An 18,134-nucleotide genomic window follows, 5' to 3' on the forward strand; every position below is an offset into this window, starting at 1 on the left:
TCGGCTTGACAGAACGTCCAGAACGGAGCCCTGAATCGGACAGACCATTCGTTGTCGGGGCCTCTGCCGCGGATCAGTCTCGGGTAACCGCATCCATTCACCACCGCAGACGGGGAGACCATGACCGCCGGTGCACTCGCCCGTCTGCTCGCCGATACCGCACCGGGAATGCGGCTGGAGACCGCGCCCGGCGGGATCGCCCCGTACGCCTACGACGCGTCCAACTACCGGGTGCCGCCCGTTGCGGTGGCCCTTCCACGCTCGGCGGACGACGTGTGCGCTGTGCTTGGTGCCTGCCGGGACGTGGGTGTTCCGGTCACCGCGCGCGGTGGTGGGACGAGCATGGCGGGCAACGCCGTCGGCCCCGGGGTCGTGCTGGATTTCTCCCGCGAGATGAACCGGATCCTGGAGATCGATGCGCTGGCGTGCACGGCCCGGGTCGAGGCCGGGGTCGTGCTGGACGAGCTGCGCAGCGCCGTCGCGCCACACGGGCTGACGTTCGGCGCGGACCCGTCGTCGCACAGCCGCTGCACGCTGGGCGGGATGATCGGCAACGATGCGTGTGGCAACCGGTCGGTGCGCCATGGGCGCACCAGCGCGCATGTCGTGTCCCTGGAGATCGTCACGGCCGACGGTGTCCGGGCGGTCGCCGACCACACCGGGCTGCGTCCCGCCGATCCCGACGACCACCACGCCAACCGGCGCGTCGCGGAGATCGTGGCCGAGCTTGGCGGCCTGGTCGCGGACAACCTGGAACCGCTCCGCACCGAGCTGGGCCGCATCCCCCGCCAGGTCTCCGGCTACCAGCTACACCACCTGCTCCCGGAGAACGGCTTCGATCTGGCCCGTGCCCTGGTCGGCACGGAGGGCACCTGCGCGGTCGTGGTGGCCGCGACGGTCCGGCTCGTGGCCACGGCGCCGGCCTCGGCCCTGCTGGCGCTGGGCTATGACGACGTGGTCGATGCCGCCGAGGACGTGCCGGAGATCCTGACGTGGTCGCCGACGGCTGTGGAGGGCATGGACGAGGCGATCGTAGCCACCATGCGGGCACGCCGCGGCCCGGACTCGGTCACCGGGCTACCCGACGGGCGGGCGTGGCTCTACGTGGAGCTCGACGGTGCGGACGAGGCCGAGGTGGCCACCCGTGCGGCCGATCTGCTCTACGCGCTCAAAAGCAACGGGCGGATGCGCGACGGCACGGTCGTGGAAGGCGACGACCGGCGGCGCTCGCTCTGGCGGGTTCGCGAGGACGGCGCGGGGCTGGCCGCGCGCCTGGTCGACGGCGGCGAGTCGTGGCCGGGGTGGGAGGACGCCGCGGTCGCCCCGGAGAACTTGCCGGGTTACCTGCGTGACTTCCGCGCGCTGCTGTCGGAGCACCGGTTCACGGGAGTCCTCTACGGACATTTCGGCGCGGGTTGCGTGCACGTGCGAGTCGACTTCGACTTCGCCACCGATGCCGGTCGGGCCGCGGCCCGAGGGTTCCTGGAGGAGGCGGCGGCGCTCGTCGTGCGGCATGGCGGGACGCTGTCGGGTGAGCACGGCGACGGGCGGGCGCGCGGCGAGCTGCTGAAGATCATGTACAGCCCCCGGGTTCTTCGGGCGTTCGCCGCCTTCAAGCGGATCTTCGACCCGGACGGTGTGTTGAACTCCGGTGTCATCGTGGCGCCTGCGGCACTGGACTCCGATCTGGCGCTCGAGTTTCCGCAGCCGGACGGCCGCCCGACGCTGTTCACGTTCCCGCACGACGAGGACGGCTTCGCCGGTGCCGCCCGCCGATGCGTCGGCATCGGCCGGTGCCGCAGCGACACCGGCGGCGTGATGTGCCCCAGCTACCGCGCGACCGGCGACGAGCTGCACTCCACGCGCGGCCGGGCGCGGATGCTGCAGGAGATGCTGCGCGGAGACATCGTCCGCGACGGCTGGCAGTCCACCGAGGTTCGCGACGCCCTCGACCTGTGCCTGTCGTGCAAGGCCTGCTCCACCGACTGTCCGGTCGGCGTCGACATGGCCACCTACAAGGCGGAGTTCCTGCACCAGCACTACCGGCGCCGGATCAGGCCGCGGTCGCACTACTCGCTGGGATGGCTGCCGCTCACCTCGGCGCTCGCGAGCTACGTCGCGCGGCCGCTCAACGCCCTCCTGCGCGGGCCAGTGGGAAAGCTGGCTGCGCGAGTCGGCGGGGTCACCACGCGCCGGGCGATCCCCGCGTTCGCGCCGCGGCGTGTCCTGCGATCCGCGCTGCAGAGCGGTAGTGACGATCCCGCCGCGCTGCTGTTCGTCGACAGCTTCACGCGTGCCTTCCGCCCCCGGATCGCGGCCGCTTCGGCACGCGTGCTCGACGCCGCGGGAGTCCCGTGCACTCCGGAGAACGGTCTGTGCTGCGGTCTGACGTGGGTGAGCACCGGTCAGCTGTCCGTGGCCCGCCGGGTCATGGCCCGCACGGTGGCGCGTCTCGACCGTGGTCGGCACCGCGAGCTCCCGATCGTCGTCGCCGAGCCCAGCTGCGCCGCCGCGCTGCGCCGCGACGTCCCGGAGTTGCTCGGCACCGACGCCGCCCGCCGCGTCGCAGCCCGCGTGCACACCCTTACCGGCGCACTCATCGCGCTGTCCACCACCGGCTGGCGGCCCGCCGTTCCCGAGTCGGTGCTGCTGCAGACGCACTGCCACGACTACGCCACCTTCCCCGGCGCCCGCCCTCGTGACCTCCTCACCGGGCTCGGCGTGCGGACGGTGACCGAGGCGGAAGGCTGCTGCGGCCTGGCAGGCAACTTCGGCTTCGAGGACCAGCACTACGACACCTCGATGGCCGTCGCGGACCTGTCCCTCCGGCCACGACTCGACGAACTGGCGGATGCCGTCGTCGTGGCCGACGGCTTCAGCTGTGCCACCCAGGTCGACCACATTGCGGGTGACCAGGGCGTCCGTGCGCTGCATCTGGCAGAACTACTCGACCCAGGAGAAGAAACATGATCGACGTGCCGAAGCAGCTGTTCATCGGCGGCGAGTGGCTGGACGCTGTGGACGGCGCGACGATGCCCGTGGACGACCCGGCGACCGGCGAGATCGTCTGCCACGTCGCCGACGCGGGACCGAAGGACGCGCTGCTGGCGGAATCCTCGGCGGTGCGGGCCCAAGAGGAGTGGGCGGCCACGGCGCCCCGGGCGCGCAGCGAGATCCTGCGGCGCGCCTACGAGATCATCCTGTCCCGGATCGACGATCTCGCGCTGCTGGTGACCACCGAGATGGGCAAGCCGCTCGCGGAGTCGAAGGGCGAGGTGGCGTACGCGGCCGAGTTCTTCCGCTGGTTCTCCGAGGAGGCCGTGCGCGTCGAAGGCGGCTTCGGCACGCTCCCGGACGGCCGCAACCGGATGCTGCTGATGCGGCAGCCCGTCGGGCCGTGCCTGCTGATCACGCCGTGGAACTTCCCCCTTGCCATGGGCACCCGCAAGATCGGCCCCGCGATCGCGGCGGGCTGCACCATGGTGCTCAAGCCGGCCCCGCAGACTCCGCTGTCGAGCCTCGCCCTGGCCGGCATCCTGCGCGAGGCCGGCCTGCCCGACGGCGTGCTCAACGTCGTCACGACGTCAAGGGCCGGGGAGGTGATCGAGCCGTTGCTGCGCGGGGGACGCATCAGGAAGCTGTCGTTCACCGGGTCGACGCAGGTCGGGCGGCTGCTGCTGGCCCAGTGCGCCGACACTGTGGTGCGCACGTCGATGGAGCTGGGTGGCAACGCGCCGTTCATCGTGTTCGACGACGCCGATCTCGACGTGGCGGTCGACGGCGCCATGGCGGCGAAGATGCGCAACATGGGCGAGGCGTGCACCGCTGCCAACCGCTTCTTCGTCCACCGGTCGGTCGTGGACGAGTTCGCGGAGCGGCTCGCCACCCGGATGAACTCGCTCGTGGTCGGGCCGGGAACCCTGCCGGGCGTGGACGTGGGACCGCTGATCGACGAGGCGGGCTGCGACAAGGTGGACCGGCTCATCGAGGACGCCGTGCAGCGCGGCGCTCGGGTGCTGGTGGGCGGGACCAGGGCGGACGGGCTGGGTCGCTTCTACCCGCCGACGGTGCTGACCGATGTGTCCCCGGACAGCGACCTGATGTCCACCGAGATCTTCGGGCCCGCGGCGGCGATCCTCACGTTCGAGGACGAGGACGAGGTGGTGCGGCGGGCCAACGACACCGAGTGGGGCCTGGTCGGGTACGTCTTCACCCGGTCGCTGGACCGGGCACTGCGCGTCAGCGAGCGCCTGGAGGCCGGCATGGTCGGCCTCAACACCGGGCTGGTGTCCAACCCGGCGGCGCCGTTCGGCGGAGTCAAGCAGTCCGGACTGGGTCGGGAGGGCGGCCGGATCGGTATCGAGGAGTTCCTGGAGTACAAGTACGTGGCGATGCCGGCACCCGCCACCGCACGCCGTTCCCACGTCGGGTAGCCATCCGGCTTGCCCCTGGGCAAGGACGACCCGAGTCCACCGTCACCGCCGGCAACGCGCCGGGCCGGAACGACGGCGCCGCAGTCTGGATCCTCGAGGCACCGGTAGCGCAGCAGCGTCGCCCAGCCGGGATACGCCTTCGGCGGCTCGACCTGCTCGACCCGGTGGCGGCTGTGCCTTCAGGAAAGGTTCTTGCCCCGCCCGGCGGCATGGAGAGGCGATCAACGCCGTCGACCGTGACCGCCCGCGAGCCATCACGATGCTGCGCTCACTCATGCCGAACCGGATGAGATCGGAGACAAGCCGGGCGCGGGTGACGGACTGTTGGCAGCAGCCTGTGCAAGCACCGACGCAAGCCTGGCCATTCCCGAGCCGGGGCTCGAAAACACCGGGACGGACAGGGCTCCTGGCTCGAGAGTGGCGACCACCCGTGCCATTGACGCCTGGGCGAGCACGATCACGTCCACGTCCACCGCGAGATCCATGAGTGCCTCACCAATGAGCTCGTCGTGCCTTGCGCCATCGCCTGCCCGACCACCTGGCGTACGCGGTGTCCATCCGGTCGATTCGCAGGAGGCGAACCAGGCCGTGACGCGGTGGCCGTGAGATCCGGGGATGGCCTACCGGGCGCTCCGTCCGTGTCACTCGATCGAGGGATCGTTGCTGTGGGGAAGCGCCGCGAGGCTCGGGCCATCCAGGATCAAAGTATGACGGCTGCGGGGGCGTTCGAGGTGATCGACTTCATGGAGCAACGGCCTGCGCTCGTCGCCGAGCTGTTGCGTGTGCACGTCGACGACGGCACGGGCCACTGTGCCGGATGCTCGTGGCGGCAGGCGGCGGTGCCGATTCACCCTTGCGGGATCCGGTGGTACGCGGAGCGTGCCGCGGAGGCGCTGCGCTGTCGCTGAGAGCCCTCCGGCCGATGGTCAGCGCTGCCGACCTCAGCCGTGCATCGAGCTCACCCGACTCGACCTCGGATCCGGCGGCGAAGTCACCGCGGCACGGTCGGTGACAGCTGGGGATCGTGCGGCGACCAGCACGAGCACGGCGACCACGACGACGAGCACGTAGGCGCGGTAGTCCAGCCGCGCTCTGCGGATTCGTCGCGGGTGCGGTCGCGGCGAAGCCACCACCCGGTTCCGGGTCTGCTGTCAGCTCCGGGCTGCCGGCGTTCTACCTGCCGAGAGTGCAGGCCCGGCCCTTCGCCCTTGACCGCCTCGCTCACGAGTCTCATCGTCTGTCGAAACCAGCTTTCCGCTTGTCGGAAGAAAATCCGTCGTGTCCACCGTCGTGCGCTAGCCCGTCAGCGAGGAATGCGTCGGCAGCGAGGACGTAGGCTCCCAGCGTGTCCTCGTGTTGCCGCCCCGCCCGTAACGGCGCCGAGTCCGTCGATCGCTCCCCCGTGGCCGTCGGGAACGTGCGGCTCGACGGGATGATCGAGCTGCCGGGCGGCACGTTCCGCATGGGCACCGACGACCCGGACGGGTTTCCCGAAGACCGCGAGGGCCCCGTCCGGGAGGTCTCGGTGGGGTCCTTCGCGATCGCCGCGCACTGCGTCACGAACGAACGGTTCGCCGAGTTCGTCGACGCCACCGGCTATGAGACCGACGCCGAGCGGTTCGGCTGGTCGTACGTGTTCGCCAAGTTCCTGCCCAAGGAGCTGCGGCGGGCCTCCCCACGCCTGGACGGGACGCCGTGGTGGTGCGGGGTGACCGGGGCGCAATGGCGGCGCCCCGAAGGGCCGGGGAGCGACCTCGACGGCCGTGGGAACCACCCGGTCGTGCACGTGTCCTGGCACGACGCCGCGGCATTCTGCACGTGGGCCGGTGCGCGGCTCCCGGCCGAGGCGGAGTGGGAGTACTCGGCGCGGGGTGGGCTGGACCAGGCCCGCTACCCGTGGGGCGACGAGCGCACGCCCGGCGGCGAGCACCGCTGCAACATCTGGCAGGGGCGGTTCCCCGTGCACGACACCGCGGAGGACGGATTCTCCGGCACCGCCCCGGTCGACGAGTTCGAGCCCAACGGGTTCGGCCTGTACAACATGGCCGGCAACGTGTGGGAGTGGTGCGCCGACTGGTTCGACCGCGCCGAGCAGAACCGCGCCATGCGCGGGGGCTCTTACCTGTGCCACGAGTCGTACTGCAACCGCTACCGGGTGGCCGCCCGCACCGCTAATACCCCCGACAGCTCGGTGGGCAACCTCGGTTTCCGCTGCGTCGTGGCGCGTTAGAGCCAACATCACGATCTCGCGCAGCACCACCGGCGCGAAGAACGCCACGATGAAGGCCAGGTCGATTCCCACGGATTCGAGCCGGACCGGCGGCAGGACCCGGCGCACCGGCGCGACCACCGCCCGGGAGCGCAGTCCGGCCGCGTTCGAGGTTCTACCGATTGCGGGACAGGCCGGTCCGGCCGACGACCTCCTTCCACCTGGCGACCTCCTGCTCGACGAGCTTGCTGAGTTCGTCGGGAGGACCGGCCGCGATGTCGATGCCCTGAGTGCTGACTCGGGCGACCGAGTCGGTCTGGGTGAGCACCTGATTGAGCCCGGTATTGATCTCCTCGGCGACGCGGCCAGGCGTGCCGGCGGGTGCGAACAGGCCGTACCACTGGGTCACCTCGACCCCGGTGACCCCGGCCTCGTGCAAGGTCGGCACATCGGGAAGCGAGGCCGCTCTGCTCGGGCCGGCGATTGCGAGCGCGTAGAGCCTGCCGGTCCTGATCCATGGGTGCGCAGTCGACAAGCTCGAGAACATCAACTGGGTTCGCCCGGCCACGGTGTCGCTGAGTGCGGCGGACGACCCTCGATACGTCACGCCGGTGATGTCCACGTCGGCGGCCAGTTTGAACAGTTCCGCGGCGAAGTGCGGGGCCGTGCCATCACCCGCCGACGCGTAGCTGTGCACGCCTGGCTCAGCCTTGAGTCGGTCGACCATCTCCTCGACCGTTCGCGCCGGCATGCTCGGACTGCTCACCAGCACCGTCGGCGAGTAGCCGATCAGGCCAACCGGCTCGAAGTCCGCGACCGGGTCGTAGCCGAGTCGCTGCAGCGCCGGGTTCATCCCGTGCGTGGCGACGTAACCGAGCAGGAGCGTGTGGCCGTCCGGGGCGGCACGTGCGACGTACTCACTGGCGATGGAGCCGTGCGCGCCTGCGCGGTTGTCGACGACGACGGACCGGCCGAGGATCGGTCCCAGCCGGTGGGCGATCGCGCGGGCGATCGCGTCATTCGCACCGCCGGCCGGTGTCGGGACGACGAGCGTGATCGGCCGGTCCGCACGGGCGGGCACAGCGGCGTTGCCCGCCGGCCGGTCGGAGCGGGCGCGCGAGAAGACGTACCCGGGCACGTGGAGCTCGCCTTCGAAGATCTTGCGGGCCGTGCGGACGAGGCCGGCCCGTCGCACGCTGATCTCGCCCTGCTCGTCGACCAGTTCGACCCCGACCTCGATCCGACCCTGCGGATGCAGGATCACGATGTCGTGGGCACCCGACGACACGTCCTCGAGATGGGCCACCGTGCCCGGCAGCGCGAACGCAGTCGCCACACCGATCGCGCCGGTGACCGCATGGGACGCGTGCGCGCGGTGGGGCGTGAAGTAGCGCGAGGTCACGCTCATCGGACCGGGCCCGTCGCTGACCAGGACCGGTTTGGGCACGACGCTGCCGGAGACGTCGCCGAGGCCCATCATCCGGCCGGCCGCTCGGCGCAGGACCTCCAGCCGGCTTCGGAGCGTCGGGTGGGCGTCGAGCTCCTCCGGCGTCTCACGTCCGGTGACGCCGAGGTCTGCGGCGCGGGCGATCATCAGTGGCATCGCGGCGTCGATGCAGGTGACCTCCACCCCCTCGATGACGTCCACCCGGTGACCGGTGGGAAAGACCGAGCCGGTGGTCGCTCCCCAGGCATCGAGGAAGTCGAGCCGGATCGGCGCGGCGGCGCCTGCGACCCCGTCGATGCTCGTGTCACCGGCGTAGGTGACGCGCCCGCCGGGCGTGTGGACCGTGGCGTCGATCCGCGATCGGGTGTTGACGTTGAACACCCGCACGGTCGTCGTGCCGTCCTGGGCGGGCACGAGGCCCTGTTCGATGGCGAAGGGGGCGACACCGGAGAGCATGTTGCCGCAGTTGGGGCGGGTGTCCACGGATCGCTGACCGACGCCGACCTGTGCGAACAGGTAGTCCACGTCGCAGCCCGGCTCGTTCGAGCGCGAGACGATGGCGACCTTGCTGGTCAGCGTGCTCCCGCCACCGACGCCGTCGAGCTGCAGCAGGTCCGAGGCGCCGATCGCGCCGATCAGGGCTTCGTCGCGCTCGACCTCGTCGGCGGGCAGCCATTCCCGGAGGAAGAAGGGACCGCGGGAGGTCCCGGCGCGCATGAGCACGCAAGGAACCACCCGGCTCCCGGAGGAACTCGTCGCGCTCACGCGAGTCGGTCGAGGACCCGGTCGACCATGACTCCGGACTGGCCGAGGTAGCCCGCCGGGTCGAGCAGCTTCGCGAGCGCCTCACGGTCCAGGTGCTTGTTGATCTCGTCGTTCTCGGCCAGCAGGTCGAGCAGCGGACGCCCCTGCGCGACCGCGTCCCGGCAGATGTCGTAGACGAGGTCGTGGGCGTACTCCCGACCGATGTAGGGGCCCAGCCCCATCATCACGGCCTCGCTCATGACCAGCCCGCCGGTGAGGTCGATGTTGCGGCGCATGGCCTGTGGATCGACCTCGAGCCCCTCGACGATGGACCGGGCCTGCCGGAGCGCGCCGGCCATCAGACAGAACGCCTCCGGCAGGACAATCCACTCGATCTCCCACGGGCCGGTGGACCGCTCGTGGTCGGCGACCATGGCGTCCATCAGCGCGGCCGAATGCTGGCGCACCACCGAGATCGCCGCGTGGATGTAGCAGCTGCTGATCGGGTTGCGCTTCTGCGGCATTGTGCTGCTGGACCCGCGGCCGTGCGCGAACGGTTCGTACACCTCGCCGACCTCGGTCTGCATCATCAGCTTGACGTCCATGCTGAGCTTGCCCAGGGTGCCGCCGACCAGCCCGAGGAACGCGCCGACCTCGGCGATGTTGTCCCGGATGGTGTGCCAGGCGATCACCGGCTGGGCCAGGCCGAGCTCGGCGCACAGGCCCGCCTGGGTCTCCATCGCCCCGTTCTCCAGCGACGCCAGCGTGCCGGCGGCGCCGGCGAACTCGCCGACCAGCACGCGCTCGCGCAGCTGCACCAGTCGCTCCCGGTGGCGCTCGATCGCCGACAGCAGGCCCGCCATCTTGTAACCGAAGGTCACCGGGATCGCCTGTTGCAGGTTGCTGCGCCCGATCATCGGGGTGTCGCGGTGGTCCCGCGCGAGGGTGGCGAGCGCCGCGGAGATCGCGGTGAGCTCGCCGTCGACGAGGTCGAGGGCCTCCCGGATCTGCAGCACGGTGGCGGTGTCGGTGATGTCCTGGGTGGTGGCGCCCCAGTGGCAGTACTCGCCGAGGCCGTTCCGGCACAGGCGGTTGACCTGGGAGACCACGCCGAGGATGGGGTATCCGATGCGCTCGGTCTGCCGGCGCAGCTCGACCATGTCGATCTGGTCGAGCCGGCAGTGGCTGACGATCTCGTCGGCGGCCTCCTGCGGGATCAGGCCCAGCTCGCCCTGCACCTTCGCGAGAGCGGCCTCGATGTCGAGGTAGCACTGGGTCCGGTTCTCGTCGGACCAGACGCGCCGCATCTCGTCGCTGCTGAAGATGCCCTGGAAGATCGCGGAGTCGATGATGGTGGACGGCACGGATGCGCTCCGATCAGGTGTGGGTGGGGGTCAGCGGCCGGCACGCCGCAGCGTCCGCTGCGCCTGCCGGACCACCGGGAGGTCGATCATGCGGCCGTCGAGCCGGGCGGCTCCCGGCGACGCGGCGTCGGCGGCGAGCACCCGCTCAGCCCACGCGACCGCCTCCGGAGCCGGCGCCAGCGCGGCGTGGATCGGCGCGACCTGGGATGGGTGGATGCACAGCTTGGCGCCGAACCCGCGGCGCCGGGCCCAGGCCAGGTCAGCGATCAGCCGGGCCTCGTCGTCGAGCTGGGGCGTCACGCCGGCGACCGGTCCGGCCAGGTCAGCAGCCCGGGAGGCGACCGCCAGCCGGTCAGCGGCGTAGCCGAGCCCGTCCGGGCCGTCATCCAGGTCGAGATCGAGGTCCAGGGCGTAGTCGAGGGTGCCGAACACGAGGCGCACCACGCCCGGACCCTGCGCCACCTCGTCGACCTGCGCGACCCCGCGCGCGCTCTCGACCAGGGCGAGCACGGCCGCGTGCGGCGCGAGCCTCCGGACCGCGGCGGCGTCCGCAGCCGACTCGGCCTTGGGCAGCATCACGGTCGGCAGGCCGGCGTCGGCGACGAGCGCCACGTCGTCGGCGAAATGCGGCGATGCGCGGCCGTTGATCCGGACGACGCAGCGGATCCGGTCGGCGACAGCGGCGGCTGCCGCCCACGTCCCGACGGACTCGCGGGCGGCATCCTTGGCGTCCGCGGCGACCGCGTCCTCCAGGTCGAGCACGACGGCGTCAGCGCCGCTCGCCAGGGCCTTGCCGAAGCGGTCGGGACGGTTCCCCGGGACGAACAGGTAGGTGCGCGGCTCCGGGGCGGGCATGTCACACCACCGCCGCGTCGTGAAACGCCCTGATCTCCGCGGCGTCGTACCCCAGCTCGGCCAGGACGGCGTCGGTGTGCTCGCCGAGGGACGGCACGGGGTCCATGCGCACGTCCGTTCGGCTGCCCGGGGGCAGCAGCGCCGGCACCGTGCCGGCCGACGTGCCGACTTCGCGCCACCGGTCGCGGGCCTCGAGCTGCGGGTGCTCCCACACCTCGTGCATGGTGTTGAGCCTGGCGTTGGCGATTCGCGCGGCCTCCAGCCGCTCGAGCACCTGAGGTGTGGTCAGCACCCCGAACACGTCGTCGATCACCTTCTTGAGTGCGTCCCGCTCGGCGACGCGTGCGGCATTGCCGGCGAACCGCGGGTCGTCGGCGAGTTCGGGCCGGCGCAGCACGACCTCGCAGAAGGCCTTCCATTCGCGCTCGTTCTGCAGCCCCATCACCACCGACCCGCCGTCGCCGGTCGCGAACGATCCGTACGGGTAGATCGTGGCGTGCGAGGACCCGGTCCGCGGCGGGGGCGGCTGCCCCTCGAAGGCGTAGTAGAGCGGGTAGGACGTCCACTCGGTCAGCGACTCCAGCATCGACACGTCGATGTGCTGGCCCCGGCCGGTGTGTTCGCGCTGCAGCAGCGCGGCGAGGATGTTCGTGTAGGCGTACATGCCGGCGGCGATGTCGGCGATCGACGGGCCCGCCTTGGACGGCTCATCGGGCGTCCCGGTCACCGACACGAACCCGGCCTCACTCTGGATGAGCAGGTCGTAGGCCTTCTTGTCGCGGTACGGGCCGTCGGAGCCGTAGCCGGAGATGTCGCAGACGATGATCCCCGGCTTCTGGGCGGCGAGCCGCTCGTAGCCGAGCCCGAGCCGCGTCGAGGCGCCGGGGGCCAGGTTCTGCACGACGACGTCGGCCTTCTCCAGCACGAGGCGCTGTAGCGCGGCGGCCCCGTCGGGGTGTTTGACGTCGAGTGTGACGCTCTCCTTCGAGCGGTTGGTCCACACGAAGTGCGAGGCCAGCCCGCGCACGCGGTGGTCGTAGCCGCGGGCGAAGTCGCCCGATCCCGGGCGTTCGATCTTGATGACCCGCGCGCCCAGGTCGGCGAGCTGACGGGTCGCGAACGGTCCCGCGATGGCGTGCTCCAGCGTCACGACGGTGAGGCCCTCGAGCGGCAGCATGATCTTTCCTTTCCTCAGCGCACCGTCGCGACGGCGTCCATGGTCAGCCAACCCTCGTGGTCCTGCGCCCATAGGCGTACCGTCCCGTCGTCCTGTGGCTCGCCGCTGACGCGGAACGGGTGCAGGTCGAAGGTCGGGCGGACGGCGCGGAAGCGGAAGGCGGCCACGTCGGCGTCGGGTGCGTTGCGGCGCAGCAGGTCCAGCAGGAGCGTGGCGAGCAGCGGCCCGTGCACGATGAGCCCCGGGTAGCCCTCGACCTCGGTGACGTAACGGCGGTCGTAATGGATGCGGTGCCCGTTGAAGGTCAGCGCGGAGTAGCGGAAGAGCAGGACGTCGTCCGGGACGATCTCGCGCTGCCATGCGGCTCCGGTCGCCGCTGGCGTGGGCGGCGGCTCGACCTCGTCGGGCGTCTTCTCGGCGCGGTAGACGATGTCGTGGTGTTCCGCCAGGGCGGGGTCCGGGCCGCCGTTGCTGCGCACCTCGTGGCGCACCGTGACGAACACGAGCGGCCCCGTGCGGCCCTCCTTGGCCACGACGTTCTCGATCGTCGACGTGCGGACGATGTCGTCACCGACCCGGAGCGGGCTGTGGAACGCGAAGCGACCCCCCGCCCACATCCGGCGTGGCAGCGGCACCGGGGGGAGGAAGCCTCCGCGCTCGGCGTGCCCGTCGGGTCCGAGCTCGGACTGCCGGTACATCGGCAGGAAGTAGAGCCAGTGCCACAGCGGCGGCAGCGGGGTGCCGGCCGGCACTGGCTCGACCGGGTAGTCGAGCGTGGCGTGCAGGGCGGCGACGGGCGTCGGCCCCACCGTGTCACGCACCGACTCGGTGCGCCCGATCCACTTCGTGAGGTCGACCGCGTCCGCCATGGCCACCTGATGCCTCCTGGTCGAGCGACTCACCGTGACGCCACTCAGCGTGAAGGCCGGGGTCGTGAAGCACCATCACGAATCGGCACAACCCCGTGTAGGAGTGCTACAAACGCTCGCTCAGTCCGGCCGGTAGGTCGCGCCGGTCTCGACGAGGACCGCGTGGAATGCCGCCCCGGCGGCCGTGTCCACCCGGTCGGGACGGTGGGCGACGAGGACGCGACGGGCCGGCACCCGCGGGCCGAGCGGGATCACCCGCACGTTGGCGATCCGGTTCAGCACCGCAGTCCGTGGCGCCACGGCGATGCCGAGTCCGACCCCGACCATCGCCTGAGCCTCCTGGTAGTCGTTGGCCCGGAACGAGACCCTCGGCTCGAAACCGGCCGCGACGGCACTGCGCCGCAGCACCTCGACGACCGGGTGGTCCGAGCGGACGATCCAGTCCTCGTCGACGAGCTCGGCCATCTCGACCCGACGGCGGCGGGAGAGGCGATGGTCGGCGGCGACGACCAGCACGGTGGGGTCGTCGAACAGCTTGGTGAGGTTGAACCGGGACGGATCGAGCCTGCGCCACTCGTAGTCCCAGAGCAGCGACAGATCGACCGTGCCGTTCTCCAGCCACTCGACGAGCTGCGCCTCGCGGCCGCTGAGGATGTCCAGCCGGATCGCGGGGTGCAGCTGCTGGAACCGTCGCACCACCAGCGGCAGGAACGAGCTGGCGACGGTCGGGAACGTGCCCAGCACGAGGCGGCCGCGCCGCAGCCCGGCGATCTCCTGCAGGTCCGCCTCGGCCGCGGTGAGCTGGCGCAGGACCTTCCTGGCGTGCAGCACCAGGACCTCGCCTGCCTCCGTCGGGGACATCCCCCGCGCGTGGCGCTTCATCAGTGGTTGTCCCACCTCGCGCTCCAGCCGCCGAAGCTGCTGCGAGACGGCCGACGGGGTGTACATGAGGGCATCGGCCGCGGCGGTGACGGACCCGAGCTCCACGACCGAGAGCAGCACCTGCAGCCGCTTCACGTCCAGCACGAACGACGCCCCTCCCTGCACCGGCGCGGAGAGCAACCGGTGGCACATCGTACCGCGAGAATGAAGCAGCGCTTCAGACCTCTGCAGAAACACGCGATGGTGCTGCACGCTGCTCGGCCCCATAGTCGGTCGCGTCGAAAACGGTGACCATGCGAGGTCGCTGCACAAGGAGGTGAGCGATGCCGAACTACGCGTCCCCCACACTGCGCGCCCGAGAACCGGTCGACGCGGGGGTAGCGGGGCCATGACCACTGTCACCCCCGCGTCGGCGCAGCAGAGCGCCGACCCGCCGCCCCTCAACCGCCGCACCGCGGTCGCTGTCATGGCCGTCTTCACCGTCCTGGCCGTTGTAGCCGCGATCTTCGGCGGCGGTCTGCTCAGCCGGACCGCCACCACCACCGACGGGGACTTCGCCGGCGAGACCGTCGAGGTCGTCATCCCGCTCGCCGAGGGCGGTGGCACCGACACCTGGGCCCGGTTCGTGGGTCAGGGCCTCACCCGCGCGCTTCCCGGTCAACCCGGCTTCGCGCCCGTCAACGACGCCGGAGGTGAGGGCATCGCCGGGACCAACCGCTTCTTCGCAACCGCGGAGGCCGACGGCACCCACCTGCTGGTCAGCACCGCCACCAGCGTCGTCCCGTGGCTGCTCGGCCGCTCCGAGGTGCAGTACAACTTCGGCGACCTCACCCCGGTGCTGGCCAACGGCACCGGCGCGGTGGTCTACGCCCGCACCGGCGCAGGCGTCAACGGGCCTCAGGACCTGGTGAACCGCGCCGCACCGCTGAAGTTCGGCGGCATCAGCGCCACCGGGCTCGACCTGACCACGCTCGTCGCGTTCGACCTGCTCGGCACCGACGTCGAAGCGATCTTCGGGTTCGAGGGCCGCGGCCCCGTCGGGCTGGCGCTGCAGCGCGGCGAGATCGACATCGACTACCAGACGACCTCCGCTTACGGGCCCAGCGTGCAGCCCCTCGTGGATTCGGGAGGAGCGGTGCCGCTGTTCTCGCTCGGCCAGATCGACGCCGCAGGCAACGTCGTCCGCGACCCGAACTTCCCCGACATCCCGACGGTCGTGGAGGTGTACCGGACGCTCAACGGCACGGACCCGTCCGGACCGGCGTACGAGGCCTACCGGGCCCTGCTGGGCGTCACCTACACCTACCAGAAGGCGATGTGGGTGCCGCAGGACACGCCCCCGCAGGCGACCGAGCTGCTGCGTCGCTCGGCCGAGCAGATGGGCGCCGACCCGGTTTTCAACGCCGAGGCCGAGAAGGTGCTCGGTGGCTACCCGATCGTCGCGGACCCGCGGCTGCCGGAGCGGATCGCCGAGTCCTACCGCGTCGACGACGAGGTGAAGGGCTATGTCGTCGGCCTGCTCGGCACCCGCTACCACGTGACGATCGACTAGGAGAGCGACGATGCTCGAATCCGCACTGGCCGCCCTCCAGTCACTGGCTGATCCAGGGCTGCTCCTCATGCTCGTGATCGGCGTCGCGGCAGGCCTGGTGATGGGTCTCATCCCGGGGCTGGGCGGCACTGGCGCCGTGGCCATCCTGCTGCCCGTCACCTTCGGCATGGAAGCCCCGCAGGCGCTCGCCCTGCTGATCGGTGCCCTCGCCGTGGTGCACACCTCCGACACCGTGTCCGCGGTGCTGCTCGGCGCGCCGGGTTCCGCCTCGGCCAGCGTCATCATGCTCGACGGCTACTCGATGGCCCGCCAGGGCCAGGCGCGGCGGGCCCTGTCGCTGGCCTTCCTGTCCTCGATGGCCGGTGGCATCATCGGCGCGCTCGGCCTGACATTGGCCATTCCGCTGGCCCGCCCGCTCGTGCTGTCGTTCGGCAGCCCGGAGCTGTTCATGCTGACCGTCCTCGGTGTCGCACTGGCCGCCGTTCTGTCCCGCGGCAATGTGGCCAAGGGCCTCGCCGCCGGCCTGCTCGGCCTGCTTCTCGGCACCGTCGGCACCTCACCGACCACGGCCGAGTACCGGTTCACCTTCGGCAGCCTGTTCCTCGGCGACGGCCTCTCCCTCGTCGCCGTCGCCCTCGGGATCTTCGGCCTCGCCGAGATCGCCAGCCGGGTCGGGCAGCGCGGCCACCCCGAGCAGCCGATCACGCTCGGTGGCACTTACCTGGAGGGCGTGCGCGAGTGGCTCACCCACTGGACGCATGTCATCCGGGGCGCGCTGATCGGGATCTGGGCCGGCGTCCTGCCCGGGATCGGTGCCACCGCCGGGACCTGGATGGCCTACGGCCAGGCCGTCGCGACCGCCAAGGACAAGCGCAAGTTCGGGAAGGGCGACCCGCGCGGCATCGTCGGCCCGGAGAGCGCGAACAACTCCGTCGAGGCCGGGGACCTCATCCCGACGCTGCTGTTCGGCATCCCCGGCGGCGTGCCGGCGGCGATGCTGCTCGGCCTGCTGCTCACCTACGGCATCCAGCCGGGCCCGACCATCATCACCGACCACCTCGACCTGATGTACCTCATCGTGTGGTCGTTCGCGATCGCCAGCGTGCTCGGCGCCGCGCTGTGCTTCGGCGGCACCCGGTACCTCGCCCGCCTGACCACCGTGCCGTTCGCGGTGCTCGGCCCCGGCCTGGTCGTGGTCATGCTGCTCGGCGCATTCCAGGAGAGCGGCCAGCTCGGCGACCTGTGGGTCATGATCGCGCTCGGTGTCTTCGGCTGGCTGCTCAAGGCCACCGACTACCCGCGGGCCCCGTTCCTCATCGGCTTCGTGCTCGCCGTTCCGCTCGAGCGGTACTACTTCCTCACCGACAGCGTCTACGACGGCGCGTCGTGGCTGCTGCGCCCGTGGGTGCTCGTCTTCCTCGTCATCCTCATCGCACCCCTGGTGCTCGCCGGCATCCGCCGGCTCCGGGCCCGGCGGCACGCGGACGTCGACGACCCCGAGCGGGGGGCACCGCCGGCCGATGAGGCGGGCGAGCTCACCAACACGGGATGGTCGCTGGCCATCGCGCTGGGCATGCTCGCCGTCTTCGCCATCGGGTGGTTCGTCTCCGCGGACTTCTCTCCGGACGCCCGGCTCGTGCCCAGGCTGCTCTGCGCCGGCGGTGTCATCGTGGCGCTCGTCCTCGTCTACCTCGAACTGAGGGCGCGGCGGACGGTGACCGACACCGGGCAGCCCGTCGGAACACCCACTGCGGCAGGTTCCGCCGTCGCGGTGGCAGAACCCAGGACCGAGACGCGTCGTGAGTTCGTCCTCGTCGCTCTCCGGATGTTCGCGTGGATGGCCGCGTTCCTCGTGCTCGTCACCCTCGGCGGCTACCTCGCGGCGCTGCTGCTGTTCATCCCGGCGTTCCTGCTGTTCGTTGCCCGTGCCCGGCCTCGGACGGTGGTCATCTACACGCTCGTGACGGCGCTGCTGATCCTGGCCCTGCCCGCACTGATCCACATCGATCTGCCCGTGGGGCTGCTGGGCGCCCTCGGTTGAGACGTCCCTTGTGCACTGGCTCGGAGCGGCGCGCCGCTCCGAGCCAGGTGCCCTCCCCACGAGCCTCATCACAGCCTGGAAGGAATCGTCATGACCACTCCCGTCGCCACCGGCCCGATCGTCGTCGGCTTCCAGTCAACGCCGGAAGGACACGCGGCCTTGCGCCAGGCGGGCCGCGAGGCACTGCTTCGGAAGCTCCCCCTGCTCGTCGTCGATCTGTCCAAGGAAGGCCACGACGCGACTCCCTCGACGATCGAAGCCGACCTCGCCGAACTCCGGGCGGAGTTCGATGCCGCAGGACTTGCCGTCGACATCGCTCCCCCGGAGCCCCTCTTCGAGCACAGCGAGCACGTCGTCAAGGTCGCGCAGGAGGTCGAAGCAACGCTCATCGTCGTCGGGCTCCGCCACCGCACCCGCGTCGGCAAATTCCTGCTCGGCAGCTCGGCGCAGCGGATCCTGCTCGAAGCCGATTGTCCTGTCCTCGCAGTGAAATCCGCTGCCGACTCGCACACCTAGTGGCTCGACACGCAGTGTCGACCAGGTAATTGATCTCGCCTGCCG

13 protein-coding genes are annotated in these 18,134 nt (G+C 71.1%); 7 read left to right on the plus strand and 6 right to left on the minus strand.

Going from position 1 to position 18,134, the window contains the following annotated elements:
- The first annotated feature begins 120 nt into the window (after positions 1–120).
- The 4 genes from K1T35_RS17430 (at position 121) to K1T35_RS17445 (ending at position 6,663) form a co-directional block, all read left to right on the plus strand.
- Positions 121–2,970 carry an FAD-binding and (Fe-S)-binding domain-containing protein gene (locus K1T35_RS17430; protein ID WP_220261182.1) on the plus strand — a complete coding sequence of 950 codons (2,850 nt, stop codon included), beginning with the start codon at positions 121–123 and terminating at the stop codon, positions 2,968–2,970.
- Entirely contained in the window at positions 2,967–4,433 is a 1,467-nt protein-coding gene (locus K1T35_RS17435) for an NAD-dependent succinate-semialdehyde dehydrogenase (RefSeq protein WP_220261183.1), read from the plus strand. Before K1T35_RS17430 ends, K1T35_RS17435 begins: the two co-directional genes overlap by 4 nt.
- A 707-nt stretch (positions 4,434–5,140) precedes the next feature.
- Entirely contained in the window at positions 5,141–5,341 is a 201-nt protein-coding gene (locus K1T35_RS17440) for a hypothetical protein (RefSeq protein ID WP_220261184.1), read from the plus strand.
- A gap of 524 nt (positions 5,342–5,865) precedes the next feature.
- Positions 5,866–6,663 (plus strand): formylglycine-generating enzyme family protein, encoded by a 798-nt coding sequence (locus K1T35_RS17445; protein ID WP_220262671.1) that lies wholly within the window; start codon positions 5,866–5,868, stop codon positions 6,661–6,663.
- Positions 6,664–6,817: 154 nt separating this feature from the next.
- Here K1T35_RS17445 and K1T35_RS17450 read toward each other — a convergent pair whose 3' ends face one another.
- The 6 genes from K1T35_RS17450 to K1T35_RS17475 form a co-directional block, all read right to left on the minus strand.
- Positions 6,818–8,854, minus strand: coding sequence for a 4-oxalomesaconate tautomerase (locus K1T35_RS17450; protein ID WP_370645393.1), 2,037 nt, complete (start codon positions 8,852–8,854; stop codon positions 6,818–6,820).
- A complete protein-coding gene (pcaB, locus tag K1T35_RS17455; protein WP_220261186.1) occupies positions 8,851–10,197 on the minus strand; it encodes a 3-carboxy-cis,cis-muconate cycloisomerase in 1,347 nt (448 codons plus the stop codon). The genes K1T35_RS17450 and pcaB overlap by 4 nt, the downstream gene beginning before the upstream one ends.
- Positions 10,198–10,227: 30 nt before the next feature.
- On the minus strand, positions 10,228–11,052 hold the full coding sequence (locus K1T35_RS17460) for a CoA ester lyase (protein WP_220261187.1): 825 nt from the start codon (positions 11,050–11,052) through the stop codon (positions 10,228–10,230).
- 1 nt (position 11,053) lies between these two features.
- The gene (locus tag K1T35_RS17465) at positions 11,054–12,229 is read right to left on the minus strand and encodes a CaiB/BaiF CoA-transferase family protein (RefSeq protein WP_220261188.1); all 1,176 of its coding nucleotides are present in this window, start codon (positions 12,227–12,229) and stop codon (positions 11,054–11,056) included.
- Positions 12,230–12,243: 14 nt separating this feature from the next.
- Positions 12,244–13,098 carry a MaoC family dehydratase N-terminal domain-containing protein gene (locus K1T35_RS17470; protein WP_255622604.1) on the minus strand — a complete coding sequence of 285 codons (855 nt, stop codon included), beginning with the start codon at positions 13,096–13,098 and terminating at the stop codon, positions 12,244–12,246.
- 120 nt (positions 13,099–13,218) lie between these two features.
- Positions 13,219–14,160, minus strand: a complete 942-nt coding sequence (locus K1T35_RS17475) for a LysR family transcriptional regulator (RefSeq protein ID WP_220261190.1) — start codon at positions 14,158–14,160, stop codon at positions 13,219–13,221.
- A gap of 208 nt (positions 14,161–14,368) precedes the next feature.
- On the opposite strand from K1T35_RS17475, the gene K1T35_RS17480 reads away from it, so the two are divergent.
- From K1T35_RS17480 to K1T35_RS17490, 3 genes are all read left to right on the plus strand, one after another.
- A complete protein-coding gene (locus K1T35_RS17480; RefSeq protein WP_220261191.1) occupies positions 14,369–15,532 on the plus strand; it encodes a hypothetical protein in 1,164 nt (387 codons plus the stop codon).
- 10 nt (positions 15,533–15,542) lie between these two features.
- Entirely contained in the window at positions 15,543–17,573 is a 2,031-nt protein-coding gene (locus K1T35_RS17485) for a tripartite tricarboxylate transporter permease (RefSeq protein ID WP_220261192.1), read from the plus strand.
- A 90-nt stretch (positions 17,574–17,663) separates the two neighbouring features.
- Positions 17,664–18,089: a universal stress protein gene (locus K1T35_RS17490; protein WP_220261193.1), complete on the plus strand. Its 426-nt coding sequence runs from the start codon at positions 17,664–17,666 to the stop codon at positions 18,087–18,089.
- Positions 18,090–18,134 lie beyond the last annotated feature (45 nt).

Origin of the sequence: Pseudonocardia sp. DSM 110487 (genome assembly GCF_019468565.1) — a bacterium.
Classification (GTDB): domain Bacteria; phylum Actinomycetota; class Actinomycetes; order Mycobacteriales; family Pseudonocardiaceae; genus Pseudonocardia.

Excerpts from the sequence above, each read along its gene's own strand:
- K1T35_RS17430 (WP_220261182.1), top strand. The coding sequence starts at position 121 with ATGACCGCCGGTGCACTCGCCCGTCTGCTCGCCGATACCGCACCGGGA.
- K1T35_RS17435 (WP_220261183.1), top strand. The coding sequence starts at position 2,967 with ATGATCGACGTGCCGAAGCAGCTGTTCATCGGCGGCGAGTGGCTGGAC.
- K1T35_RS17440 (WP_220261184.1), top strand. The coding sequence starts at position 5,141 with ATGACGGCTGCGGGGGCGTTCGAGGTGATCGACTTCATGGAGCAACGG.
- K1T35_RS17445 (WP_220262671.1), top strand. The coding sequence starts at position 5,866 with ATGATCGAGCTGCCGGGCGGCACGTTCCGCATGGGCACCGACGACCCG.
- K1T35_RS17460 (WP_220261187.1), bottom strand. The coding sequence starts at position 11,052 with ATGCCCGCCCCGGAGCCGCGCACCTACCTGTTCGTCCCGGGGAACCGT.
- K1T35_RS17465 (WP_220261188.1), bottom strand. The coding sequence starts at position 12,229 with ATGCTGCCGCTCGAGGGCCTCACCGTCGTGACGCTGGAGCACGCCATC.
- K1T35_RS17470 (WP_255622604.1), bottom strand. The coding sequence starts at position 13,098 with ATGGCGGACGCGGTCGACCTCACGAAGTGGATCGGGCGCACCGAGTCG.
- K1T35_RS17480 (WP_220261191.1), top strand. The coding sequence starts at position 14,369 with ATGACCACTGTCACCCCCGCGTCGGCGCAGCAGAGCGCCGACCCGCCG.
- K1T35_RS17485 (WP_220261192.1), top strand. The coding sequence starts at position 15,543 with ATGCTCGAATCCGCACTGGCCGCCCTCCAGTCACTGGCTGATCCAGGG.
- K1T35_RS17490 (WP_220261193.1), top strand. The coding sequence starts at position 17,664 with ATGACCACTCCCGTCGCCACCGGCCCGATCGTCGTCGGCTTCCAGTCA.